This window comes from Rhodococcoides kyotonense (assembly GCF_900188125.1).
Classification (GTDB): domain Bacteria; phylum Actinomycetota; class Actinomycetes; order Mycobacteriales; family Mycobacteriaceae; genus Rhodococcoides; species Rhodococcoides kyotonense.
Window position 1 is genome coordinate 153,705 of record NZ_FZOW01000005.1, and the last position, 22,737, is coordinate 176,441.

Consider the following 22,737-nt stretch of genomic DNA (forward strand, 5'->3'; position numbering starts at 1 on the left):
GCAAGCCATTTCACGGTCGTGCCTCTTTCGTCTGTCGCGATAGGGTCATGTCGATCACTGCTCGGCCCGTGATGGAACCCGCCCGCAGTTGTCGGTAGGCCTCAAGGGTGTCGGAGAACGGGAACGTGGTGACTTCGGCGTGCAACACCCCGTCTCGGGCGAGTTCGACGACGGCTCGCAGGTCGTCTCTGGTTCCCCAGAACGGCGCGCTCACATGCCATCCGGTGGCCAAGCCCACGTCCTTGCCGACGGTCAGCCGGCCACCCCCGCTTCCGACCACCACCGATCTGCCGCCGGGTGCGAGCAGGGCGGCGCTGTCGGCGACGGTGCCCGGGGCGCCGACGAAATCGAGTACCAGATCGGCACCACCGAGGGCCGAGATGCTGCGACGCGCGTCGGCAAGGCTCTCGTGACATTCGTGAGCGCCGGATTCCAGTGCCAGACGGTGCATTTCGACGCGTGTCTCGATCGCCACGATGGTGCTGGCGCCCAACGATCGAAGAATCTGCACGGCAAGGTGTCCGAGGCCGCCGACTCCGACGACCACCAAGACACTCAGGTCGTCGATCATCTCGGAGTTGGTACGGATCGCGTGATACGCGGTGAGGGCCGCGTCGGCGAGAGGTGCCGCTGTCCGAGGAGCCAGTGTGCCGAGGGGGACGAGCACGTCGGACGACGGCACGACCATCAGTTCCGCCAACCCGCCGCCGTGGCCGAGACCGTTACCGATGGGCCTCAGGCGCCCGTCCGACGACGGGGTCAGTGCGAGGCAGTAATTCTGCCTGCCGCGCAGACAGTTTCGGCATGTGCCGCAGCCCCAGATTCCGTGGACGACGACGGAGTGCCCGATCCACGAGCTGTCGGCGGTCGGACCTGCCGCGACGACGGTTCCTGCCACCTCGTGTCCGAGGGTCAGGGGAAGCGGGTAGGCGAATCGGTCGGCGGACGAGTCCATGACGTGCAGGTCTGACCTACACAGCCCGGCAGCGTCCACACGGAGAACGAGTTGATCTCCGGTGGGTTCGGGTTCGGGGATCTCCTGGAATTCAGGTGCGGCACCCCATTCGGTGAGCTGCACGGCCAACATCAGCGAGCCGTCCAACCGCCGTCGACGATCAGTGTCTGTCCGGTCATGTACGACGATGCGTCCGAGGCCAGGAACAACACCGCGCCGTCGATCTCCCCGTCGACGCCGCCGCGCCCGAGCATCGTGTTCCGTCGCACCCACCCTGCGGACTTGTCGTTGGTGAACAAGCCATCGGTCATCTCCGTATCGAACCACCCGGGAACCACGGCGTTCACGCGGATACCCCGTCGGCCCCACTGCCCGGCGAGTTCGCGGGTCAGACCCAGTGTTCCCGCCTTGGACGCCGCGTAACTCGCCCCGCCGATCGGCGCGGTCGACACCAGCCCGATGACCGACGAGATGTTGATGAACGACGCATTCGAATCCTGTGGAATTCTCCCGGCCGCATAGGTGGCGAGATGGAAACCGGCGATCAGGTTGATCTCCATGATCGAGTGGAACCCCTCCCGCGTCTCGTCCTCGGCGTTGGGCGGTCCTGGCTTGCCGGCATTGTTCACCAGGACGTCCAGACGTCCCGACAGCTCGAAACATCGGTCGACGAGCGCCCGACGATCTGCGTCCTCGGTGACGTCGCACCGAACGGGCACGATGCCAGGTACGTCGTCGGCCAGGGCTTCGAGTCGGTCGAGACGTCGAGCCGCCGCAAACACCGTCGCGCCGGCACCGGCCAGGGTTCGGGCGAATCCGAGGCCCAATCCTGACGATGCCCCCGTGACGATCGCAGCGCGACCGGTCAGGCCGAACATGTCCGTCAGCACGCGTCCACCTTCTATGTCGTTGTCCGTCATGGTTTCTCTCGTCAGTAGACGGCCGTACGGCCGCCGTCCACGGGAATGAGTGCACCGGTGGTGTATCCGGCGTCGTCGGACGCGAGATGGGTCACGAGCCCGGCGATCTCCTCGGGTCGTCCCAGTCTGGCGGCCGGGAGACGGTCGACGATCTTGCCGATGAACTCGTCGTCCCAGTTCTCGGACATGTCGGTGGCGAAACCGCCCGGCATCACACAGTTCACTCGGACCCTAGGAGCGTATTCCTGGGCGAAGGCCCTTGTCAGGGCGTTGAGGCCGTTCTTCGCTGCCGCGTACATCGCCTCGGGCGGACTGGGGCGCTCGGCGCCGATGCTCGAGATGTTGACGATGGATCCGCCTCCAGCCGCCGCCATGCGTTGCCCGGCAACGGCCATCAACCGGAACGGGCCCTTGAGATTCACTTCGATGGTCTTGTCCCACAGGCCTTCTGTGACTGCGGCAAGGTTGTCGGCCAGCGGAGCGATACCCGCGTTGTTGACGACGATGTCGAGGCTGCCGAACCGCTCGATGATCTCGTCGACTGCGGGTTCGATGGTGTCCCATTGTCCGACATGAAGGGCGAACGGGTGTGCTGTGCCCGGCCCTGTGTCGCCGAGCGACGCCACTGCCGACTCGCAAGCATCCAGCTTTCGACTCGATACGACGACCGTCGCACCCGCGTCGCGTAACCCACGCGCTATCGCCAGTCCGAGCCCGCGACTTGCGCCCGTGACCAGAGCGACCTTGCCTGCCAATTTCGGTGTACTCATGTGTACTTCTTCACCTCGAGTCGTGCGATGGTTCGCAGGTGGACCTCGTTGGGTCCGTCGGCGATCTGCAGGGCGCGCGTGATGGCGTAGAGCCGCGCGAGGATCGTGTCGTTACTGACGCCTGCGGCGCCGTGTACCTGGACGGCTCGATCGACGACGTTGTGTGCGACCTCCATGGCCGCCACCTTGATCGCAGCGACTTCCGAACGGGCAGAAGCATTTCCGCGCGTGTCCATGAGCCATGCGGATTTGAGGACCAACAGCCGGATCTGGTCGATCTCGACTCGACTGCGTGCGATCCACTCGCGTACGACGCCGCGGTTCGACAGTGGTCCCCCGAACGCGTGGCGCTCGGTGGACCTGCGGCACATCATCTCCAGGGCGCGTTCGGCCATGCCGATCGCACGCATCGCGTAGTGCATGCGACCCGGTCCCAGGCGGCCCTGCGCGATCGCGAAACCGTCACCCTCGGCACCGAGCATGTTCGACGCGGGCACACGGACATCGGTGAATTGGACTTCACCGTGTCCGAGCCGGTCCTGGAAGCCGAACATCGGCAGATCACGCAGGACCTCGATGCCCGGCGCGTCCGTCGGAACCAGGATCATGCTCTGCTGCCGGTACGTCGGTCCGTCCGGATCCGACTTTCCCATGAAGATCATCAGCTTGCAGTCGGGGTCGAGTACGCCCGAGGTGTACCACTTACGGCCGTTGATCACGTACTCGTCGCCGTCGCGGCGAATCGTCGAGGTGATGTTGGTGGCATCGGAGCTGGCGACGTCGGGTTCCGTCATCGCGAACGCAGAACGAATACTGCAGTCCAGCAGCGGTTTCAGCCACTGATTCTTCTGTTCTTCGGTCCCGTACATGGCCAGAATCTCCATGTTGCCGGTGTCCGGCGCCGAGCAGTTGACGGCCTCGTTGCCGATGATGGATCGGCCGACGATCTCGGCGAGTGGAGCGTATTCGAGGTTGGTGAGCCCTGCGCCGAGGCCGTCGTGGGTCATGAACAGATTCCACAATCCGAGTTCGCGGGCGCGGGCCTGCAGATCGCGCATGATCTGCGGCTGCTCGTGTGGATTGTCGTTCGCGGCGATCTGCTCGTCGTAGACCTTCTCGGCCGGATAAACGTGATCGTTCATGAAGGCTTCGAGCGTGCCGGTCAGTTCTTCGGTGCGTGGGGAGTAGGAGAAGTCCACGTGTTCGCTCCTGAAAGTTGGTGGTGGCGTCAGTGCCGAAGCAAGGCGGTACCGGTGTGGATCAATCTGTCGATGGTCGCCGGGAGTTTCTCCTGGTCCGGGTCGATATGGCGTCCTTCGCGGTGGCGTCGCAGATTGTGTCCCATGATCGCGGCCATCTTCAGACGCCCCAGGGCGTCGAACCATGTCATGTCCGGAATCTCCGGGCCGGTTTTCGTGTACGCGGAGATCAGTTGGGCGGTGGTAGGTAGACCTGGCACCTCGCGGCCGACGCCGGGGAAGTTGGTGCCGTCGGCGAAGACGAGAAACCATCCGAGTTCCACCCGTGGGTCGCCGGCACTCCAGATCTCCCAGTCGATCAACGCTGCCGGTTCGTCGCCGGTGGAGATGATGTTGCCGAGTCGGTAATCGCCGTGCACGAGAACAGGTTCGACGGGCTCGGGCACATCCGAACGAAGGAGCCTCAGGAGTTCGTCGCCCCCGACGACCAATTCGGGCGGCACCGCACCCAACGTGCGAGCCCATCGCTCGAGTTCGTCGGCGGGCGACAGCGGCGCGCCCGCACCGGGAACGGAGTCGAGGTCGACGGCGTGCAGCCGGGGGAGGACCTCGGCTGCACGAAGCATCCGTCGAGCCGCGACGTCGGCATCGACTGCGGGGTCGTCGAGGACCGGCTCCAGAGATTCACCCTCGACCAATTCCATGGCGAACCATGCCGGTTCGGTGTCGTCGACGGCGACGATGCGCGGGACCGGGACATCGGTGTCGGCCAAGGACTGCAGAATGGATGCCTGACGGAGCATGTCGTGGCGTCCGATCGAACGTTGGCCTTCCGGAACAGCTTTGACGACGATGGCACCGTCGGATGTGCTTGCGCGGTAGGTCAGACCCGAGTGTCCGCCAGGCAGGATGTCGAAGTCCGTGACTTCTCGTCCGGCCAGTGCGGTGACTACGCGAGATTCGAGCGTCGAGTGCGTCATGGTTTCGGCTCCCGGGGAAGGCCGAGTACTCGCTCGGCGATGATGTTGTGCTGGATCTCGTCCGTTCCGCCGGCGATGCGGTATCCGGGTGCACCGAGGAGGTGTTCGGACCACGCGAACGTCCCCCACCGCCCGGAATCGGATGTCGCCTCACGCCCGAGCAGCAGTCGGACGACGTCCGACGTCGTAGCCATCGTGTCGGTGGCGAGCAATTTGCCCAACGACGCCTCGGGCCCTGGATCGTTGCCTGCGACGATCGCGCCTGCCACGCGCATGGTGCCGATTCGTTGCACGTAACTGCGGGTCACGAGGTCGGCGACTGCGTCGCGCTCGATTTCGGTCAACTCACGGCCGAGGTTGCGAGCCAGCTCCACTGCCTGATCGGCGTTGGCGAGCCCGAGAGTGCCGCCGTCGAGACGCTCGGCCGCCAGTACCGTGAGCGCTACCTGCCATCCTCGTCCGACCGGACCGAGGCGGTGCGTATCGTCGAGTTCGACGCCCTCCAGATAGACCTCGTTGAAGGAGCTGCCGCCGGTCATCTGACGAATAGGCCTGACGGTGACGCCCGGGGCGTTGATGGGGACCAGGAGCATCGTCAGTCCCGCGTATTTGGAGACGCTGGTGTCGGTGCGGCACAACGCGACTCCGTAGTCCGCGACGAGTGCGCCGGACGTCCACACCTTGTGGCCGTCGATGATCCACGAACCATCCGGTGTCCGGTCGGCTCTGGTACGTACCGCGGCGAGATCGGAGCCCGCTTCCGTTTCGGAGAACAGCTGGCAGGCAATGAGATCGGTGCGCAGCATCGCGCGCACGAACTTGGCCTTCTGTTCGTCGGTGCCCCACTGCTGGATGGTCGGTGCCACCAATTGCTGAGTCACCGAGAACATCTCGGTGCGGCGAGGTACGTCGAATGCTTCCTCGGCGCGCCGGAAAGCCAGCACGTACGACATGGGTAGATCGTGTCCACCGAACTCGACAGGAGAGTTCAGTGCACCCCAACCCGCGTCGAACTTGGCTTTCTCGTAGCGAGAAATAGTGTCCGTGTGCTCGCGCTCCTGCTCGGCGGTCCAGTTCTCGAATACGGCCACCGAGTCGGGACCCTCGCCCCACACTGCTTCGGTGCGCGGCTGTGCGACGGAGGCAAGCCATGCGTGTGCGTTCTCGGTGAACTCGGCGAGGTCGGGAATCGTTGTCTGTGTCACTTGATCAGCCTCTTGGTCGACGACGGCTCACACCGTCAGCACGGTGCAGGCACTGATGCCCGGTGCCCCGTAGACGTGGGTGAATCCGACACGTGGATCGTTCGGAACCTGGCGCTCACCCGCCTCGCCGCGGAGTTGGGTGACTATCTCGTGGACTTGGCGCAGTCCCGACGCGCCGATCGGTTCGCCGTTGGCGATGCACCCACCGTCGGTGTTGATCGGGAGCCTGCCGCCGATCTCGGTGTCGCCGGCGGCGATCATGGCTTCCTGTTCGCCGGGCTTGCAGAACCCGCATTCGGCCATGTGCATGATCTCGGCGCCGCTCTCGGTGTCCTGCAACTGTGCGACGTCGACGTCCTCGGGGCCGAGGCCCGCGAGTTCGAAGGCGGCGGCCGCCGCGTCGGCGCTCACGCTGGTGGGTTCACCGGTGCCTTGAACGGACGGGCTGAACACCTCGAAGGACCCGAACTGCCGTGTGCGGTGCGCGATTGCGCGGAGGTGGACAGGACGCCCACCGAGCCTGGCGACAGCGTTCGCGCCGGCAACGACGATGGCCGCGGCGCCCTCGCCGGGGGAGCAGAACATGTACCGGGTAAGTGGATCGTTGACCATGTCGGCGCTCGCGATGGTATCGACGTCGATGGCGTCGCGACGCCAGGCATTGGGGTTCAGGGAACCGTTTCGGTACGCCTTCGCAGCAACCCGAGCGAGTGTGTCGCGAGAGATGTCGTGCCGACGCATGTAGCGCGAGATCTTCGCGCCGAAGAATTGAGTCGTGACCATCAGACCGGCTTCACCGTAGCCTTCGGGAAGTCCCCAGTCGGCGGGCCTCGGGTCGAACGCACCGCGCGGATGTTTGTCGAAACCCACTGCAAGCGCGATCTCGGCAGCCCCGGACCGAACTGCGTTGACCGCCGAGAAGAGCGCACTGCCGCCCGTCGCGCACCCGTTCTTGACGTTCGTGAACGGGATCCCGGTCAAACCGAGTTCTGCGACGAGTGTGTCGGCGAGTCCCGATCCGTCGCTGCCACCGAACGCCACCTGGACGTCCGGCCACGCAATCCCCGCATCCCGCACGGCGGATTCGATTGCGCTGACGGCCATCTGGCGGCCGCTGACACCGGGCTGCCTGCCGAACTTGGACAGCCCGGCGCCGATGATCGAAACATTTTGTATCACTGCGAAACTCCTGCCGTCGAGTGAGCTACCACGCTGAACCGGGGCACCGGCGAGGTGGACACCAATCTCACCGGTGCCTGGTCCAGTTCGTCGAAGCGCTCGCAGTCGATGATCGCTTCGACCTTGATGCCGTCTGGTAGTTCGACGTATCCGACGGCGAACGGCCGAAATCCTCCTGGGGGAGGGACATACGGCGGCGACTTCGGTGCGAAACGCTGCACGGTGTACGCCCACACGGTTCCGGTGGTGCTCAGCGTCGCCGGAACGGCTGTCGGCGTCGCACACCTGCTGCACATCGAGCTGGCAGGAAAGGCGACTGTGCCGCACTTCGTGCACTTGCTACCTTCGAGCGCAAGGCCCGCCGTCGTGTCCATCTCCATCCCTTCGGGTAGTCGTCCGGCTGCGGAAACGTCAGCGACCGACCCACTTGGGTTCACGCTTCTCGAGGAATGCGGTGACGCCCTCCTTGCCGTCCTCGGACTGCAGTGCGTTGCCGACCGCGAGGTGTTCCATGACCATGAGGGACTGGATGTCCGCGTCGAGGCCGCGGTCGATGCACATCTTGGTCAGCTTCATCATGAACGGACTCTTGTCCACCAGGGGTGCGATGAAGTCCGCAACCAGCTGGTCGAGCTCGGCTGCCGGTGCCGACGCATTGATGAGGTCGAAGTCGACCGCTTCCTGGCCGCTGAGCAGCTTGCCGGTCAGCATCAGTTCCTTGGTCTTGCGGATGCCGATCATGCGTGGCAATCGGTAGATGGGCCCGGCGCCACCGAACAGTGCCCGGCGGATGTGGAAGTCGCCGATCTTCGCGTCGTCCGAGGCGACGGCGAAGTCGCAGGAGATCATCAGTTCGAATCCACCTGCGGTGACGTAGCCTTCGAGCACTGCGACCGATGGGGTGTTCATCGAGTAGAGCCGATCGCAGACCTTTGCGGACAGCACCGCGACGTCCATGGCGTTGGTGGTTCCGACGAAGTCCGACAGCAATTCGTCGAGGTCGAATCCAGAGCAGAATTGGTTCTGGACACCGCGCAGGACAAGGACTTTCAGGTTCGGGTCGTTGTCGACCTCGACGATGATCTCGTCGAGGCGGTGCAGCAGTTCGACCGTCACTGCGTTCTTCTTGTGGGGGCGGTTCAGCCAGACACGAGCAACCTCGCCGTCCTTCTCCAACAAGATGTGGTCGGTCTCAACCATGGTGGTGCCTTTCGTTCGTCAAACTTGAACTGGATTCACTTCAGTATTAGCTACCAGGTCTGTCGACGTCAATAGCTGAACCGAAGGTGGTTCGAAAAGGGCTCTAGAGTGCGACCAGATCGGCGATCCGTGCGCGGTGTGTGCGCGAATCACCCTGTATCGCTTCGTTTCCCAGCGCGCGTCTCAAGTAGGAATGCGCAGGATGCTCCCACGTGAACCCGACGCCACCGTGTAGCTGCACTGCCTCGTGCACGGCGTGGAGGGCGGCATCGATGCATACCGCACCCGCCACCGCGATGGCCAAATGGGCATCGTCGGGGCGTCCGTCGTAGACGGCTGCTGCATATCTCGCCGCGGACCGTGCGCGTTCGAGCTCGATCAACACATCGGCGAGACGGTGCTTGACGGCCTGAAAGGACCCGATCGGCCGGCCGAATTGGCTGCGCGTCTTCACGTACTCCACCGTCATGTCGAGTACTGCATCCGCGATGCCGGTGTTCTCGCTGGCCAACGCCAATGTCGACAAGTCTCGCAGGTGCGCGATGTACGTCGCACTGTGCTCGGCGGACGCCAGCAGAATTGCCGGGGACTGTGTGACAGTGAGGTCGGCCTGACGTCGGGTCGGGTCGAGTACGGTCCTCGGGCGCGCATCGACGTGACGTTCTGTCTCGAGCGCGAAGACGCCGACGCCGTCCTCGTACTGGGCCGACACGACGACGACGTCGGCCCCGCTGCCGCCGACAACGTTGTGCGACTCCCCGTCGAGAATCCATCCCGATTCGGTCTTGCGGGCGAGGATTCGGTCCCCTTCGGTGGTCAGCGTGCTGACGGCGGCCACCGCGGAGCCGTCGAGAAGCTTCTTGCGCGCCTCGTCGGTGTGCGTGGGGGCGTGGAGAAAGGCCTGGACTCCGAGAACGGCCGAGGAATAGACCGGCTCGGGGGACAGGCTGCGCCCGCATTCTTCGAGGATGATGCCCAGTTCGACCATGCCGTAGCCGAGACCACCCTGGTCCTCGGGCGCAGCGAGCGTGGTGACGGACATGTCGTCGACGAGTCGCGTCCATTGTTCGGACGAGTATCCGAGCGGCGTCTGCGAGACCGTCCTTATCTGTTCTACCGTCGCGTATTTGGCGAAAATGCCACGAACGGCGTCCCGGATGCCTGCTTGTTCGTCGCCGGGCGTCAGTGCTGCTGGTTCGAACCTGGGCCGCGGGGCTTCGATGGTGATCGTCGACGGTGCCATGTCACTCCACTCGAGTTGAGTTCACTTTACTTTTGCACGATAGCGCGGAAGACTCTCGACAAACAGAGTCAATTCGAACTAAGTTCACTTCATGAAGCTGAAGATTCTGGACTACTATGCGACCTTGGACGAGGGGCACCTGGACGCCGCAGTCGCCATGCTTGCCGAGAACGTCGAGTTCGCGATGGTGCTGCCGACAGGTGCCAACAGGAAGTCGGGTCGAGCGGCGATGCTCGAGTATCTGAAGGGGCGCCCGCCCGTCGATCGCAAGCACAGACTTTTTCGCTCGGCGGCCGACGGAGATCTTCAATTCGCCCATGGGGCGGTAACCGAGGGTGACCGCACGACCGGCTATTTCGTCGGCGTCATGCATTTGGGCGCCGACGGCCTGATCGATCGGTATCAGGTGTCGTTCGACGCCGAATTCGGCCTCTTGCCAGACGATTCCACTCAGGAAGGTGTGCAGTGACAACCGCGAACATCGAGACGCCGACGCTTGCGCAGTGGTTCGAATACATGGACTCGGACGATCCGGATCGAGTGCTGAACATGATCACAGCCGACTTCGTGATGTCGGTTCAGTTCTCCAAAGGTCAAGGCGCATCGGCCGAATTCGTCGGCGACCGCGAGGGATTGATCGCTTACCTCGCGCAGCGCGAGAAGAGCACATTGGTACACCATATCGACGCGGGCGTGACCGTCGACGGGCTGGAGCTCGTCCTCGGGCGCACCACGCGCGACGGCGAGTTCGAAGCGTCGTTCAATGCCACCGCGCAGATCGGCGACGACGGCAACGTCCGGCGTCTGCTGATCGCGAGAACTCCGGAAATCTCGTTCGATTGATTTCCCCCACGCCTGAAAGGACATTCGGTGAGTGAACAACCCCTGATCTTCGAGGCGATACGTACTCCTCGAGGCAAGCAGCGCCGGGGAGCCCTGCACGGCGTCAAGCCGGTGGATCTCGTTGCTGGATTGATCCGAGAGTTGCGAACTCGTTTCCCGGACATGGACCCCGCCGACATCGACGACGTCGTCCTCGGTGTCGTTTCACCGGTCGGGGAGCAGGGGGCAGTGATCTCGCGAGCGGCGGCATTGGTTGCAGGCCTGCCGGATTCCGTGCCCGGGACGCAGATCAACAGATTCTGTGCATCGGGTCTGGAGGCAGTCAACCTCGCGGCGCAGAAGGTGGCGTCGGGCTGGGACAGCCTGGTAGTCGCCGGTGGCGTCGAATCGATGTCGCGAGTACCGATGGGAAGCGACGGCGGCGCGCTGTTCACCGACCCGACTACGACATACGATCTGCACATCGTCCCGCAGGGGATCGGTGCCGATCTCATTGCCACCGTCGAGGGATTCACCCGAGACGACGTCGACGGATACGCCGCCGAGTCTCAACGACGCGCGGAATCGGCATGGGCCAAGGGATATTTCGCGAAGTCGGTAGTGCCGGTGAGGGACATCAACGGTGTCACCCTGCTCGATCACGACGAGCACCGTCGTCCGGGTACCACCGCACAGAGCTTGGGGCAGTTGAAGCCGGCGTTCGCGGCGATGGCAGCCGCGACCGGATTCGACGACGTGGCACTGCAGAAGTACACCGACATCGAGCGAATCGACCACGTTCACACGGGCGGAAACTCGTCGGGCATCGTGGATGGAGCGTCGTTGGTGTTGGTGGGCAGCGCCGCGGCCGGGGACAGGGCGGGACTGGTGGCTCGTGGACGCATCGTCGCGACGGCGCAGGTCGGCAGCGAACCGACCATCATGCTGACCGGACCCACACCAGCGACCGAAAAGGTGTTGCGGAGAGCAGGTTTGACGGTCGAGGACATCGACGTCTTCGAGCTGAACGAAGCCTTTGCGTCGGTAGTTCTGAAATGGATGAAGGATCTGGACATCCCCCACGAGAAGACGAACGTCAACGGCGGCGCCATCGCGATGGGACATCCGCTCGGCGCCACCGGGGCGATGCTCGTCGGAACCGTTCTCGACGAGCTCGAACGTATCCAGGGGCGCTACGGGCTGATCACATTGTGCATCGGCGGCGGCATGGGCGTCGCCACCATCATCGAACGCATCTGACGCTGCACTCGAATACGAAAGACATCGGAAAACTATGACCGACAACATGATCGGATGGGACCGCGACGCCGACGGCATCGTCGTTCTCACGATGGACGACCCGCACAAGGGCGCCAACACGATGAACGATCTGTACATCGAGTCGATGGCGGCCACCGTCGACCGGCTGGAGGCGGAGAAGGACTCCATCACCGGAGTCGTCGTGACCTCTGCCAAGAAGTCGTTCTTCGCGGGCGGTGATCTCGGGGATATGACTGCCGATCCCGCTGGGTCGGACAGGAACGAGATCGCGACGGCATTGACACACCGAATCGACGGAATCAAAACCGTTCTACGACGGCTGGAAACCCTGGGCAGGCCCGTGGTGTCCGCGATCAACGGCGCCGCGCTCGGCGGCGGGTTCGAGATTGCGCTGCACTCGCACTACCGTGTCGCAGCGAATATCAGGGGAGTGCAGATCGGTCTGCCCGAAGTGACGCTGGGGCTGCTACCCGGGGGCGGCGGCATCACGCGCGTCGTTCGTCTGATGGGCCTGCAGGCGGCCCTTCCTGACGTCCTGTTGAAGGGGAAGCGTAGCTCGCCCGCAGAAGCGCTGGAACTGGGATTGATCGATGAGATCGTCGAGTCCGTCGCAGAGTTGATTCCGGCCGCCAAGGCATGGGTCTTGAACAATCCGACTGCCACGCAGCCCTGGGACGGCAAGGGGTTCACGATTCCCGGCGGATCTCCCGCCGATCCTGCCGTCGCGCAGAACTTGTTGGTGTCGACCAGCATGCTGCGGAAGCGCACCAAAGGTGCTCCGGCTCCTGCGCCTCGTGCAATCGTGGCTGCCGCGGTCGAAGGTGCATACGTCGATGTCGATACGGCCGACCGAATCGAAACGCGCTACTTCGTGTCGCTGGTGACCGACCGCGTGGCCCAGAACATGATCAACGCATTCTTCTTCGACAAGGAGACGATCGACCGCGGAAAGTCCAGGCCGGAGGGATACGACTCCTTCGTGCCGGCGAAGGTCGGAATCATCGGCGCGGGAATGATGGGTTCGGCGATCGCCTACGTGTGCGCACGGGCCGGCGTCGACGTCGTACTGAAGGACGTCGACATCGCGTCGGCCGAACGGGGCAAGGACTACGCGCGGAAGCTCGAAGATACGGCTCTTGCGCGAGGAACGACGACGGCTGCGAAGTCCGAAGCTACGCTCGCGCGTATCACGCCCACCGCCGACGCTGCTCAATTCGCCGGTGTCGACCTCGTCGTCGAAGCGGCGTTCGAGTCGGTCGATGTGAAGCACAGCGTCTTTCGGGAGATCGAGAACATCGTCGAGCCCGACGCCGTGCTCGGCACCAACACCTCGCAGCTGCCGATCGCCGTCCTTGCCGAAGGTGTTCAGCGCGCCGAGGACTTCATCGGGATCCATTTCTTCTCGCCTGTCGACAAGATGCCGCTCGTCGAGATCGTTCGAGGTGAGAAGACGTCGGACGCCGCGCTCGCGAAGGTCGTCGACTTCGTGCATCTGATTCGCAAGACCCCGATCGTCGTCAACGACAGTCGCGGCTTCTTCACCTCGCGTGTGATCGGCACGTTTCTCGACGAGGCGATGGCCGCGGTCGGGGAGGGCGTCGACCCGACGTTCATCGAGCAGGCTGGGGCGCAAGCGGGCTACCCGGCGCCACCACTGCAGTTGATGGACGAAGTGACTTTGACTCTGTCGCAGAAGATTCGACACGAGAACGCACGGGTGCGTGCAGAGGCCGGACACCCGCCCCGGCAGCACGGCTCCGACGACGTGATGAACACGATGGTGGAAGGCCTGTCCAGGGCCGGTCGATCGGGTGGGGGAGGGTTCTATTCCTACGACGATTCAGGAAAGCGCACCGGAATCTGGACCGGGGTACGCGAGGCGTTCTCCTCCGGCACGACACGAATTCCCATGGTGGACATGCAAGAGCGCATGCTGTTCGCGGAGTCGATCGAAGCAGTGAAATGCTTCGACGAGGGCGTCTTGACGTCGGTCGAAGAGGCGAACATCGGATCGCTACTCGGAATCGGCTTTCCGTCGTGGACCGGTGGCGTCATTCGATACATCGAGCAGTACGACGGTGGCATAGCAGGTTTCGTCGAGCGGGCACGGGAACTGGCTGCGCGATACGGAGATCGTTTCGAACCGCCGAAGTCGTTGGTGGCCATGGCCGTATCAGGTGAACGAAAGTTCGTCCTGCCTCTCTGATTCATTGTCTCGATTCCGGAATGAGATGATCATGAGCGTCGAGTATCCACACCTGTTCTCGCCGATCCAGATCGGTGGAATCTCACTGAAGAATCGCTTGGTGGCGTTACCGGCAGGTACCTCCATGGCGGTCGACGGAGTGCCGACGCACGGGGACACCGAGCATTTCGAGCGCTTGGCGGCCGGGGGTGTCGGTATGATCATCGGCGGCGCAACCGTCGTACATCCCACGACGACGCTGCGGTCGAGGAAGCTGGTCGAGGCGTACCGCGACGAATTCGTGCCTGCCGCGGCGGCGAAAGTCGCAGCAGTTCACCGTCACGGCGCTCGATTCGTCGGCCAATTGTGCCATCTGGGACGGGAATTCATCGGGGGAGAATCGGACGCGCCGCCGTCTGCGCCGTCGTCGATCAAGACGGTGCGCGACGCGTACCCACCCCACGAGTTGTCGGTGACGGAGATCGACGACATCGTCGAAGGCTGGCGAATCTCGACCCGAAACTTGGTCGCGGCCGGTGCCGACGGCGCGGAACTGCATGCGGCACACGGTTATCTGCCTGCGCAATTCATGTCTCCACTGACGAACCAGCGCTCCGACAGCTTCGGCGGCTCGTTCGACAATCGGATGCGGTTCCCGCGATTGGTCATCGATGCGATGCGGTCGGTGATGCCCCCGGGGTTCGTGCTCGGCGTGAGGCTCAGTGGTGAGGAGGAAATCCCGGGTGGCATGGGAATCGAGGACTGCGTAGCCGTCGCGGAGAATCTGTCCGATCTCGGGATCGACTATTTCAGCATCACTCACGGTACACGTGGGAAGTACGTGAAGGATTCGACGGGCGAAGACGGCGTGGCGATCCCGTCCGCCGCACGGGTCAAGAAGGCGACCGGCGTACCCACCCTTGTCGGTCAACGAATTCGCGATGCCGGAACTGCCGATCACGCGATCAAATCCGGGCATACCGACATGGTCGGCATGGCGCGCGCGTTGATCGCGGATCCGGACCTGCCGGTGAAGAGCGAGAGCGGACGTGCGGCCGAGGTTCGAGGATGCCTCGGCGTCAATCAGGACTGCCGGGCGTTCGACCCACACCTCCACTGCGCGGTCAACGCGGAAATCGGTCGGGGGCGACATCCAGGTGTCGGTGAGCGTGCACGAAAAGTCAAGGATGTCTTCGTGATCGGCGGCGGTCCAGCAGGATTGGAAGCTGCAAGGGTCGCCGCCGGACGAGGGCACCGGGTGACGGTGTTCGAGAAGGAGTCGGTTCTGGGCGGCTCGGTTCGGGTCGCGGCCGCGGCGCCTCACCGTGCGACGCTCATCGATGTCGTCGACTATCTCCAGCGCGAACTGAAGCGTCTGAAGGTCGAGGTCAATCTGTCTGCAGGTGTCGACGTGGAGGACATAGGTGACATCCGTGCTGCGGCAGATCATGTCATCGTCGCGACGGGCTCTCGTGTCGCCGAACCGTCTGCAGCGCTACTGCAACGGCCGGTCTATACGGTCGACGACGTCCTGCTCGGGATCGTCCCCGATGGCGCGGGCCGCCGGGCAGTCGTGTTCGACGACGGTGATGGCTTCTGGCCTGCGTACAGTGCGGCCGAGGCTCTGGCGCAGCGAGGTTGGGCCGTCACGTTCGCAACTGCTCTGACGGCCTTGGCTTCTCGTGTTCCCGCTGAAAGCGCGGGTCCGTTGCTTACTCGGTTGGGCTGCGCAGGAGTCGACTTCAAGGTGGCGTATTCGTTGGTCGTTCCCGAGGATCCGACGTGTCCAGTCGTGTTGCGGCCGCACTTCGGTAGCGGGGATCTGACCTACGAGGATGCAGCCCTCGTCTGGCACCGACCGCGAATTGCGGTCTCGGCGTTCGGCATGGAGCCCGGCGACACTGTCAGCATCATCGGCGACTGCGTGACTCCGCGACGAATCGGGCACGCCGTCGCCGAGGGTTACCGAGCGGGTGCCGAGTTGTGAACGACCGACCGCGACCGGACTGGAAGGCCTCACGCGTCACAAGGCAAGATTTTCTCACATCAGTGAAGGGATCCATCGATGAAATACGTTGCACGAGTGCTGGCGTCGGCGTCCGTTGCGTGTTTGACGCTCATGGCGACATCCTGCGGACAGTCGCAGGCATCCGGTCCGGTACAGGGGAGTTGGGACGACATCGTCGCCGCGGCGAACGACGAGGGCAGCGTGCATCTGTATTCGACCCAGCATCCTGACAATCTCGCTGCACTGAAGGTGGCTTTCGAGTCCAGCTACCCCGAGATTCAACTCGACTTCACCCGTGGTTCCGACGTCGAACTCAATCCGCGCGTCGAGACCGAGAACCGAACCGGCCGTGGGACTGCGGACGTGCACATGTCGTCCGACCCGGCGTGGATCGCTTCGGCCGCAGCGTCGGGTGACTATTCGACGGCAGTCGTAGGGCCTGGTTTCGACGACCCGGCGTACGAGCGTGATCGCAGCGTCATCGACGACGCGATGTTCTTGACCAGCGCGGCGGTATTCGCCCTCGGCTGGAACTCCGACGCTCTGCCCGAGGGGTTGCAATCCCAGGACGACATTCTCGATCCTGCGTTGACGGGGCGAATCGGTGTGACGAATCCTGCAGGGTTCGCCGCGGTGGTCGATCAGTACCAATTCTTCGACGAGAATTGGGGCGACGGAGACTTCGACGCACGACTGGCTGCGCTTCAACCCCGAATCTATCCGGGAGCGTTGGCAATTGCGCAGGCGTTGACGGCCGGAGAGATCGTCGCGTCGCCGATGGTGCAGCCGCTCGTGCGCGAAGAGGAGTCGGGTGCACCGGTCGGGTGGACCTTGCCCGACCCGGCATGGGGAACACCGTGGTACTCCCACGTTCTGTCCGCGGCCACGCACCCCAACGCGGCTCAGGTCCTGGCGAACTTCATGGTGTCGCAAGAAGGTCAGGTGGCCTTGTCCAAGGGATACGCCAGCGCGCTTCCCGATATCCCCGGTGCTGTCGCCCGGGCTCAGGACATCCCGATGCCCGACACCGCCGCGCTGACTCCCGACGCCATCGCCGAGTTCCAGCAGCAGTGGGAGCAGCAGTTCGTGAAGTGAGGTGGCCTCGGATGACAGTGAGCACGCTAACAGTTAGTGCACTAATTGTTAGCGTAAGCTCGAATATGTGACTTCGACTGCCTCTGATCCGCTGGCCCTCGACCGTCAGGTCTGCTTCGCGCTTGCGGTCACCAATAGGACCGTGTTGGCCGTCTATCGGCCGCTCCTCGAACCCATGGGGCTGACGCATCCTCAGTACTTGGTCATGCTGGCGCTGTGGGAGCAATCTCCACGGTCGGTCAAGAACATCGGCGCCGCGCTGCATCTCGATTCGCCGACGCTGTCTCCGCTGCTCAAGCGGCTGGAAGTCAACGGCCTCGTGGAACGGACGAGGAGTCGTTCGGACGAACGACAGCTCGCGGTTGCACTCACCGACAAAGGCGTCGCCTTGCGCGCTCAGGCGGAGGAGATACCGCCGACGGTCGTCGCAAAGCTCGGCGTCGACATGTCCGAGTTGGAGGAGCTTCATCGAGTCCTGACTCGAATCAACAACGCAGCGCTCGCCGCCGATCGATCGGAGCAGTCATGACCGAGCAGGCGTCCCGCACCCGACCCAGCGTTCTTCAGTGGCTGGGGTACGTGATCTTCGGCAAGAAACTGCCGCCCGCGATGCAGGACTGGGTACGCAACGACCTCGTCGGAAAGGGCGCGGTACCGCGTCACCTGTTCCGGTCGCTGCTGCCGTTCACTCCGATCTTCATCGGATTCCTCGTGTTGTTCCCTGGGCCGTTGTGGCTGCGCGGAGCGATGGTGCTGCTGAGCGTTCTGCTTGCACTCTTCTACACGGCGGCGTTCATGGAGCTCAATCGCGCACGTCGACTCGAATTGCACGGTCTACCAAGGGATCTGCAGAGTGATCGCAGGCGTCGTGACCTCGACTCTCAGCGGGCACGATACGAAGAGCGGTACCCGCATCACTGAAGGACCGCATATGACTCCCGCGCACCGATGGGCGCGCGGGAGGCGGTAGCGACTACCTCCAGCCCAGAGCGGGCGCGACGTCCCGGATCACCGTGTCGAGGACGTGAGCGCAGTATTCGACGCCGAGCTGGTTGGGCACCGTCAGCAGCAGTGTGTCGGCTGCTGCGATGGCTTCGTCCTCGGCCAATTCGGCGATTAGCTTGTCCGGCTCACCTGCGTACGTCTTGCCGAAGCGTGCCTTGCCGCCGTCGAGGTAGCCGACCTGGTCACCTCCGCCGCCTTCGCGACCGAAGTAGGCGCGGTCGACGTCGTTCACGATCGGGAAGATGCTCCGGCTGACCGATACGCGTGGTTCGAACGTGTGCTGTGCGTCGGCCCACCGCTTACGGAAGCGCTCGATCTGTTCTGCCTGCAGTTGGTGGAACGGCACACCGGTGTCTTCGCTCAGCAGCGTCGAACTCATCAGGTTCATGCCCTGGTCGGCGGCCCATTCCGCAGTCTGCCGCGTACCTGCGCCCCACCAGATGCGTTCACGCAGGCCTGGGGAGTGTGGTTCGAGACGTAGCAGGCCAGGCGGGTTGGGAAACATCGGCCGCGGGTTCGGGGTCGCGAAACCTTCCCCGCCCAGTAGATCGAGGAACGTGCGTGTGTGCTCACGGGCCATCTCGGCGTGGTCCGAACCCTCGGCCGGGATCTGTCCGAAGTAGCGGTACCCGTCGATGACCTGCTCGGGCGATCCTCGGCTGATGCCGAGCTGCAGCCTCGAGCCGGAGATGAGGTCCGCGGATCCCGCGTCTTCCACCATGTACTGCGGATTCTCGTAACGCATGTCGATGACGCCGGTGCCGATCTCGATGGTGCTCGTCCTGGCCCCGACTGCACCCAGTAGCGGGAACGGCGACGACAGCTGGTTGGCGAAGTGGTGCACCCGGAAGTAGGCGCCATCGGCTCCGACCTCCTCGGCGGCGACCGCCAGATCGATCGATTGCAGCAGTACGTCCGATGCCGATCGAGTCCGAGACCCCGGGGACGCCGACCAATGTCCGAACGACAGGAATCCGATGTTCTTCATGGCACGGTTCAACCTTCAACCGTAGTCGGCTATTCCCCCTTCTCCTCCCACGCATATGCATGTGCGTGGGAGGTGGAGCTCAAGTGGGGAGAACGAGCAGGAGGAAGCCTGCACCTGCCACCATGCCTGCCGACCCGATGGCGATCGCGATCGCGACGTCGGCGCGCTCGGGTGCGTCGTCGGCGCGGGTCGGTGCCCGTGAGGACCAGACCGCTCCGGCGACTGCGGCTGCGCCGAGAACGATCCCGAGCCCGAATGCCCAGAACGTCACGATCGACATCGCGCCGACCATGACCGACCAGTCGACTGCTTCTCTGCGTGATCTGGATCTGCGATTTCTCCTGTGGCGAAACATCTTTCGTCATTCCTCATGTGAGAACACAGGAACTACTTCTCGCTATCGGATGCTGATCCCCATGGCCACCCCCGTCGCCTCCGCGAGCGTGGTGTGTGGTCGGTCCTGCCGATACGACGCTCGACTGGTTCCTTCATTGTCGTACTCGGGCCGACACGTGTCAGTGGCTTCGACATACCGACAGGAACTTTTTCGCCTCGGGTGACTGCGCGAACGGGCAGGTGATGGTCACCCGGTCTTCTGTGAGGTGAGAGACTTTGCAGATGAACGTGCGAGTCAAGAACAACGTGACGACAGTCGGGGTCGACGGTGGCCCGACGGTCATGCTCGCACACGGGTTCGGTTGTGATCAGAATCTGTGGCGTTCGGTCACCGATCTGCTCGCACCCCACTGCAGAGTCGTACTGTTCGACCACGTCGGAGCTGGAAAGTCGGACTTCTCGCAGTGGACGGAGGAGCGATATTCGTCGCTCGAGTCGTTCGCCGACGACGTGGTGGACATCGTCCGTGAACTCGATCTGCGCAATGTCGTGTACGTCGGTCACTCGGTCGCGTCGATGATCGGTGTGCTCGCCGCCGTCGGTCGTCCGGATCTGTTCGACAAGCTTGTCCTCGTGACTCCTTCTCCGCGCTACATCGACGACGGCGACTATCGAGGCGGATTCACCGAAGCCGACATCGATGAGCTGCTCGAATCCATGGACAGCAACTACCTCGGGTGGTCCCGCGCGATGGCGCCGACGATCATGGGCAACCCCGAGCGTCCTGAACTCGGCGAAGAACTGTCGGACAGCTTCTGTCGTACCGATCCGGCATGTGCGCGGGCGTTCGCACGGGCGACTTTTCTGTCCGACAACCGGGCCGACCTCGGACGCGTCACCACGCCTACGCTGATCATCGAATGTGCATACGACTCTCTCGCTCCCCGTGAGGTCGGTCGCTTCGTGAACGACAGCATCCGCGGGAGCGCTCTGGTGACGCTCGATGCCCATGGTCACTGCCCTCACGTCAGTGACCCGGAGGCGACGGCAGCGGCCATTCTCTCCTTCGTCGGTGATGCATGAAGCAACTCGACCCTGCGCTCCAGGACACCGTCGAAGACCTGTACGACAACGCTCCGTGTGGGTACCTCGCCACCTGGCCCGACGGAAAGATCGCAGGCGTCAACGCGACACTTCTCGCGTGGCTCGAGTGCACACGGGAACAGCTGGTCGGCAAGCAGTTCACCGACCTGCTGACCGCAGGCGGGCGGATTCATTACGAAACACACTTCGCGCCCTTGCTGTTCTCCACGGGCGAAATGGACAGTGTCGCATTGGACTTCGTCGCTCCGGGCGGCAGCAGGTTGCCCGTGTTCGTCACTGCCAACGTCAGGCGTGATCCCGACGGCACAGCGACACTCGTTCGAATCACCGCTATCGATGCGCGAGAGCGACGGGCCTACGAGCGTGAACTGGTGGACGAGCGCCGTCGCGCCGAGCGCGAACACACTCGCGCCCAACTGCTCGTGAGTACGTTGCAACGTTCGTTGCTACCGCCGAAACTGTTGCCGCCGCCCGGTCTCGACGCCGACGCCTACTATCACACGGCATCCTCGGACGACGTCGGTGGCGACTTCTACGACATGTTTCCGCTGTCGGACGACCGGTGGGGATTCTTCCTCGGCGACGTGTGCGGAAAGGGCTCCGAAGCCGCCGTCGTGACATCGTTGACGCGATACACGCTGCGCGCCGCAGCGGTCTACGACCAGAACCCGATTGCAGTGCTGCACAACCTGGATGCCGTTCTCAATCAGGAATTCGATCCACAGGACGCCCGGTTCTGCACCGTGGTGTTCGGTATTCTGTCGCGACGCGACGGCGGTTTCGACGTCGAATTGGCCAGCGGTGGGCACCCTCCGGCCCTGTTGTCGAAAGCGGATGGCACGGCTCGGTACGTGGAGACGCCGGGCGGTCAGCTCGTCGGGATTCTGCCCAACGCCCGGTTCGTGTCCACCGAGCTTCGGCTCGAACCCGGCGACACGTTCGTGCTCTACACGGACGGACTCACCGAGGCCAGGACCGGACAAGGACGGCAACGGTTCGACGACCACGGGGAGCTGCTCGAGTTCGCGAGTCGCCGTTCACCGACCACGCCCACCGACATCGTGGGAGCCCTGCGTGAGCTGATGGAGGGTTTCGAGGCCGGACTCGAGGACGACGCAGCGGTGATGGCGTTCGGCATGCCGGCCGAGTCCTCTACTCCGTAAGGCGTTTGAGCAACTGCGGCAACGTGACGCCGATGTCGTGTTCGGCTTCGACGCGACGACGCGCGGTCTCACCGAGTTGCCGACGCGCATCCGAGTCGGCCAGCACGGCCTCGATCGCCGACGCCAGTGCTGCCGCGTCGCCGGGCTCGACGAGAACGCCTGCGCCGCCGGTCAGGAACTCGGTGGTGCCGCCGTGATCGGTTCCGATGACCGGCAGACCATGCGACATGGCCTCCAGCACCGACAACGGACCGGCCTCGGGAGACGTACTCGCCGAGATCGAGACATCCCAACGCCGCAGCGCAGCGTCGATGTCGGTGTGGCCCAAGAAGTCGACACGTCCGGCCAGATCCGGTTGTGCCGCACGATCTTTCAACTGCTGGACGTAGTCGGCGTCCCCGGGGAAGCTGCCGCCTGCCAGCTCGACTCGAATTCCGGGCAACGACGCGACTGCGTCGAGCAGCACGGTGTGCCCCTTCCACGGCGTGAGAAGTGCGACCATGCCGAGGACGGGTGGATCGTGGAGTTCGCCGCCGAACTGCTCGACCGGCCATCGAACTCCGTTGTGTGACACGACGGTCGGTACTCCGGCGGCTCGCAACGGCACGGCGGTCGCTTCGGACACCGAGACGGCGACGCGAATCGCGGGCCGACTGAGCGCGACGACCGCCTTCTGTTTCGTGCTCGTCATCGTGTCGTGGACGAGCCATGACACGCCTCGTTCGGGTCGCGCCACCCGTGCAACCGGAAGGGCGAACAGCGAATTCACGACGGTCGAAGTTCCGGGCGCGGTCGCGATCGACCGCAGCTTTCGGCCTGTGGAAAGCCATCGCCCGATGAGACGAGCCGCAGCGACCCCGCGCGAGAGCCCGCGTTCACCGCCGAGACCGAGCTCCGGAATCGGTACGTGTCGAACACTGTCGGGCAGCGACTCGGACAGGCGCCCGCACGGGCAGGCGACGACCGTTCGATATCCGGCTCGTTCGGCTTCGTCGACGAGGTTCAACAAGACCTTCTCGGCCCCGGAGACCTGGCCGGTGTGTGCGATGAACAGGATCGTCCCAGCATCGGTCATGTTCTCAATCCATTTCGTGTCGTA

23 protein-coding genes are annotated in these 22,737 nt (G+C 63.8%); 10 read left to right on the forward strand and 13 right to left on the reverse strand.

What is annotated here, in order from left to right; all coding sequences use genetic code 11:
* Positions 1–10 precede the first annotated feature (10 nt).
* From CHB96_RS10360 to CHB96_RS10405, 10 genes are all read right to left on the reverse strand, one after another.
* Positions 11–1,087: an alcohol dehydrogenase catalytic domain-containing protein gene (locus CHB96_RS10360; protein ID WP_089245764.1), complete on the reverse strand. Its 1,077-nt coding sequence runs from the start codon at positions 1,085–1,087 to the stop codon at positions 11–13.
* Positions 1,087–1,875, reverse strand: coding sequence for an SDR family NAD(P)-dependent oxidoreductase (locus CHB96_RS10365; protein ID WP_089245766.1), 789 nt, complete (start codon positions 1,873–1,875; stop codon positions 1,087–1,089). Before CHB96_RS10365 ends, CHB96_RS10360 begins: the two co-directional genes overlap by 1 nt.
* Before the next feature lie 11 nt (positions 1,876–1,886).
* Positions 1,887–2,645 (reverse strand): SDR family NAD(P)-dependent oxidoreductase, encoded by a 759-nt coding sequence (locus CHB96_RS10370; protein WP_089245768.1) that lies wholly within the window; start codon positions 2,643–2,645, stop codon positions 1,887–1,889.
* Complete coding sequence (locus CHB96_RS10375) at positions 2,642–3,844, reverse strand: acyl-CoA dehydrogenase family protein (RefSeq protein WP_089245770.1); 1,203 nt, start codon at positions 3,842–3,844, stop codon at positions 2,642–2,644. Before CHB96_RS10375 ends, CHB96_RS10370 begins: the two co-directional genes overlap by 4 nt.
* Positions 3,845–3,873: 29 nt before the next feature.
* Positions 3,874–4,824, reverse strand: coding sequence for a phosphotransferase family protein (locus CHB96_RS10380; protein WP_089245772.1), 951 nt, complete (start codon positions 4,822–4,824; stop codon positions 3,874–3,876).
* Positions 4,821–6,029: an acyl-CoA dehydrogenase family protein gene (locus CHB96_RS10385; RefSeq protein ID WP_245865436.1), complete on the reverse strand. Its 1,209-nt coding sequence runs from the start codon at positions 6,027–6,029 to the stop codon at positions 4,821–4,823. The genes CHB96_RS10380 and CHB96_RS10385 overlap by 4 nt, the downstream gene beginning before the upstream one ends.
* A gap of 27 nt (positions 6,030–6,056) precedes the next feature.
* Positions 6,057–7,205: a thiolase family protein gene (locus CHB96_RS10390; RefSeq protein ID WP_089246163.1), complete on the reverse strand. Its 1,149-nt coding sequence runs from the start codon at positions 7,203–7,205 to the stop codon at positions 6,057–6,059.
* Complete coding sequence (locus CHB96_RS10395; RefSeq protein ID WP_371829003.1) at positions 7,205–7,582, reverse strand: Zn-ribbon domain-containing OB-fold protein; 378 nt, start codon at positions 7,580–7,582, stop codon at positions 7,205–7,207. The genes CHB96_RS10390 and CHB96_RS10395 overlap by 1 nt, the downstream gene beginning before the upstream one ends.
* Positions 7,583–7,619: 37 nt before the next feature.
* A complete protein-coding gene (locus CHB96_RS10400; protein ID WP_089245776.1) occupies positions 7,620–8,408 on the reverse strand; it encodes an enoyl-CoA hydratase/isomerase family protein in 789 nt (262 codons plus the stop codon).
* A 103-nt stretch (positions 8,409–8,511) separates the two neighbouring features.
* Complete coding sequence (locus CHB96_RS10405) at positions 8,512–9,651, reverse strand: acyl-CoA dehydrogenase family protein (RefSeq protein ID WP_089245778.1); 1,140 nt, start codon at positions 9,649–9,651, stop codon at positions 8,512–8,514.
* Between the two features lie 91 nt (positions 9,652–9,742).
* Between CHB96_RS10405 and CHB96_RS10410 the strand changes: the two genes are divergently transcribed.
* The 8 genes from CHB96_RS10410 to CHB96_RS10445 all read left to right on the forward strand — a co-directional run bounded on the left by CHB96_RS10410 (position 9,743) and on the right by CHB96_RS10445 (position 17,963).
* The gene (locus tag CHB96_RS10410; RefSeq protein ID WP_089245780.1) at positions 9,743–10,120 is read left to right on the forward strand and encodes a nuclear transport factor 2 family protein; all 378 of its coding nucleotides are present in this window, start codon (positions 9,743–9,745) and stop codon (positions 10,118–10,120) included.
* 47 nt (positions 10,121–10,167) lie between these two features.
* Positions 10,168–10,494 (forward strand): hypothetical protein, encoded by a 327-nt coding sequence (locus tag CHB96_RS10415; protein WP_245865480.1) that lies wholly within the window; start codon positions 10,168–10,170, stop codon positions 10,492–10,494.
* Positions 10,495–10,521: 27 nt separating this feature from the next.
* The gene (locus CHB96_RS10420) at positions 10,522–11,733 is read left to right on the forward strand and encodes an acetyl-CoA C-acetyltransferase (RefSeq protein ID WP_089245784.1); all 1,212 of its coding nucleotides are present in this window, start codon (positions 10,522–10,524) and stop codon (positions 11,731–11,733) included.
* 34 nt (positions 11,734–11,767) lie between these two features.
* Entirely contained in the window at positions 11,768–13,960 is a 2,193-nt protein-coding gene (locus CHB96_RS10425) for a 3-hydroxyacyl-CoA dehydrogenase NAD-binding domain-containing protein (RefSeq protein ID WP_089245786.1), read from the forward strand.
* Between the two features lie 31 nt (positions 13,961–13,991).
* On the forward strand, positions 13,992–15,926 hold the full coding sequence (locus tag CHB96_RS10430; protein ID WP_089246165.1) for an oxidoreductase: 1,935 nt from the start codon (positions 13,992–13,994) through the stop codon (positions 15,924–15,926).
* A 78-nt stretch (positions 15,927–16,004) separates the two neighbouring features.
* Positions 16,005–17,042 carry an ABC transporter substrate-binding protein gene (locus tag CHB96_RS10435; protein WP_089245788.1) on the forward strand — a complete coding sequence of 346 codons (1,038 nt, stop codon included), beginning with the start codon at positions 16,005–16,007 and terminating at the stop codon, positions 17,040–17,042.
* Positions 17,043–17,109: 67 nt separating this feature from the next.
* Positions 17,110–17,571 (forward strand): MarR family winged helix-turn-helix transcriptional regulator, encoded by a 462-nt coding sequence (locus CHB96_RS10440; RefSeq protein WP_245865437.1) that lies wholly within the window; start codon positions 17,110–17,112, stop codon positions 17,569–17,571.
* Complete coding sequence (locus tag CHB96_RS10445; protein WP_089245790.1) at positions 17,568–17,963, forward strand: DUF5313 family protein; 396 nt, start codon at positions 17,568–17,570, stop codon at positions 17,961–17,963. Before CHB96_RS10440 ends, CHB96_RS10445 begins: the two co-directional genes overlap by 4 nt.
* Before the next feature lie 52 nt (positions 17,964–18,015).
* Here the strand turns inward: CHB96_RS10445 and CHB96_RS10450 are convergent, their stop codons facing one another.
* Entirely contained in the window at positions 18,016–19,035 is a 1,020-nt protein-coding gene (locus tag CHB96_RS10450; protein WP_089245792.1) for an LLM class flavin-dependent oxidoreductase, read from the reverse strand.
* A 79-nt stretch (positions 19,036–19,114) separates the two neighbouring features.
* Positions 19,115–19,315, reverse strand: a complete 201-nt coding sequence (locus CHB96_RS10455; RefSeq protein ID WP_141136471.1) for a hypothetical protein — start codon at positions 19,313–19,315, stop codon at positions 19,115–19,117.
* A 338-nt stretch (positions 19,316–19,653) separates the two neighbouring features.
* On the opposite strand from CHB96_RS10455, the gene CHB96_RS10460 reads away from it, so the two are divergent.
* Together CHB96_RS10460 and CHB96_RS10465 are read left to right on the forward strand one after the other, a co-directional pair.
* On the forward strand, positions 19,654–20,454 hold the full coding sequence (locus tag CHB96_RS10460) for an alpha/beta fold hydrolase (RefSeq protein WP_089245796.1): 801 nt from the start codon (positions 19,654–19,656) through the stop codon (positions 20,452–20,454).
* Complete coding sequence (locus tag CHB96_RS10465) at positions 20,451–21,638, forward strand: SpoIIE family protein phosphatase (RefSeq protein ID WP_089245798.1); 1,188 nt, start codon at positions 20,451–20,453, stop codon at positions 21,636–21,638. The genes CHB96_RS10460 and CHB96_RS10465 overlap by 4 nt, the downstream gene beginning before the upstream one ends.
* Here CHB96_RS10465 and CHB96_RS10470 read toward each other — a convergent pair.
* Positions 21,628–22,713: a glycosyltransferase family 4 protein gene (locus CHB96_RS10470; RefSeq protein ID WP_089245800.1), complete on the reverse strand. Its 1,086-nt coding sequence runs from the start codon at positions 22,711–22,713 to the stop codon at positions 21,628–21,630. The two genes, CHB96_RS10465 and CHB96_RS10470, sit on opposite strands and share 11 nt — an antisense overlap.
* Positions 22,714–22,737 lie beyond the last annotated feature (24 nt).

Bases quoted from the DNA above. Each gene is read 5' to 3' on its own strand.
- CHB96_RS10405 (WP_089245778.1), bottom strand. From the start codon at position 9,651: ATGGCACCGTCGACGATCACCATCGAAGCCCCGCGGCCCAGGTTCGAA.
- CHB96_RS10365 (WP_089245766.1), bottom strand. From the start codon at position 1,875: ATGACGGACAACGACATAGAAGGTGGACGCGTGCTGACGGACATGTTC.
- CHB96_RS10415 (WP_245865480.1), top strand. From the start codon at position 10,168: ATGGACTCGGACGATCCGGATCGAGTGCTGAACATGATCACAGCCGAC.
- CHB96_RS10465 (WP_089245798.1), top strand. From the start codon at position 20,451: ATGAAGCAACTCGACCCTGCGCTCCAGGACACCGTCGAAGACCTGTAC.
- CHB96_RS10455 (WP_141136471.1), bottom strand. From the start codon at position 19,315: ATGTCGATCGTGACGTTCTGGGCATTCGGGCTCGGGATCGTTCTCGGC.
- CHB96_RS10395 (WP_371829003.1), bottom strand. From the start codon at position 7,582: ATGGACACGACGGCGGGCCTTGCGCTCGAAGGTAGCAAGTGCACGAAG.
- CHB96_RS10400 (WP_089245776.1), bottom strand. From the start codon at position 8,408: ATGGTTGAGACCGACCACATCTTGTTGGAGAAGGACGGCGAGGTTGCT.
- CHB96_RS10410 (WP_089245780.1), top strand. From the start codon at position 9,743: ATGAAGCTGAAGATTCTGGACTACTATGCGACCTTGGACGAGGGGCAC.
- CHB96_RS10360 (WP_089245764.1), bottom strand. From the start codon at position 1,087: ATGTTGGCCGTGCAGCTCACCGAATGGGGTGCCGCACCTGAATTCCAG.
- CHB96_RS10435 (WP_089245788.1), top strand. From the start codon at position 16,005: ATGAAATACGTTGCACGAGTGCTGGCGTCGGCGTCCGTTGCGTGTTTG.
- CHB96_RS10470 (WP_089245800.1), bottom strand. From the start codon at position 22,713: ATGACCGATGCTGGGACGATCCTGTTCATCGCACACACCGGCCAGGTC.
- CHB96_RS10450 (WP_089245792.1), bottom strand. From the start codon at position 19,035: ATGAAGAACATCGGATTCCTGTCGTTCGGACATTGGTCGGCGTCCCCG.
- CHB96_RS10430 (WP_089246165.1), top strand. From the start codon at position 13,992: ATGAGCGTCGAGTATCCACACCTGTTCTCGCCGATCCAGATCGGTGGA.
- CHB96_RS10460 (WP_089245796.1), top strand. From the start codon at position 19,654: ATGAACGTGCGAGTCAAGAACAACGTGACGACAGTCGGGGTCGACGGT.
- CHB96_RS10445 (WP_089245790.1), top strand. From the start codon at position 17,568: ATGACCGAGCAGGCGTCCCGCACCCGACCCAGCGTTCTTCAGTGGCTG.
- CHB96_RS10370 (WP_089245768.1), bottom strand. From the start codon at position 2,645: ATGAGTACACCGAAATTGGCAGGCAAGGTCGCTCTGGTCACGGGCGCA.
- CHB96_RS10380 (WP_089245772.1), bottom strand. From the start codon at position 4,824: ATGACGCACTCGACGCTCGAATCTCGCGTAGTCACCGCACTGGCCGGA.
- CHB96_RS10425 (WP_089245786.1), top strand. From the start codon at position 11,768: ATGACCGACAACATGATCGGATGGGACCGCGACGCCGACGGCATCGTC.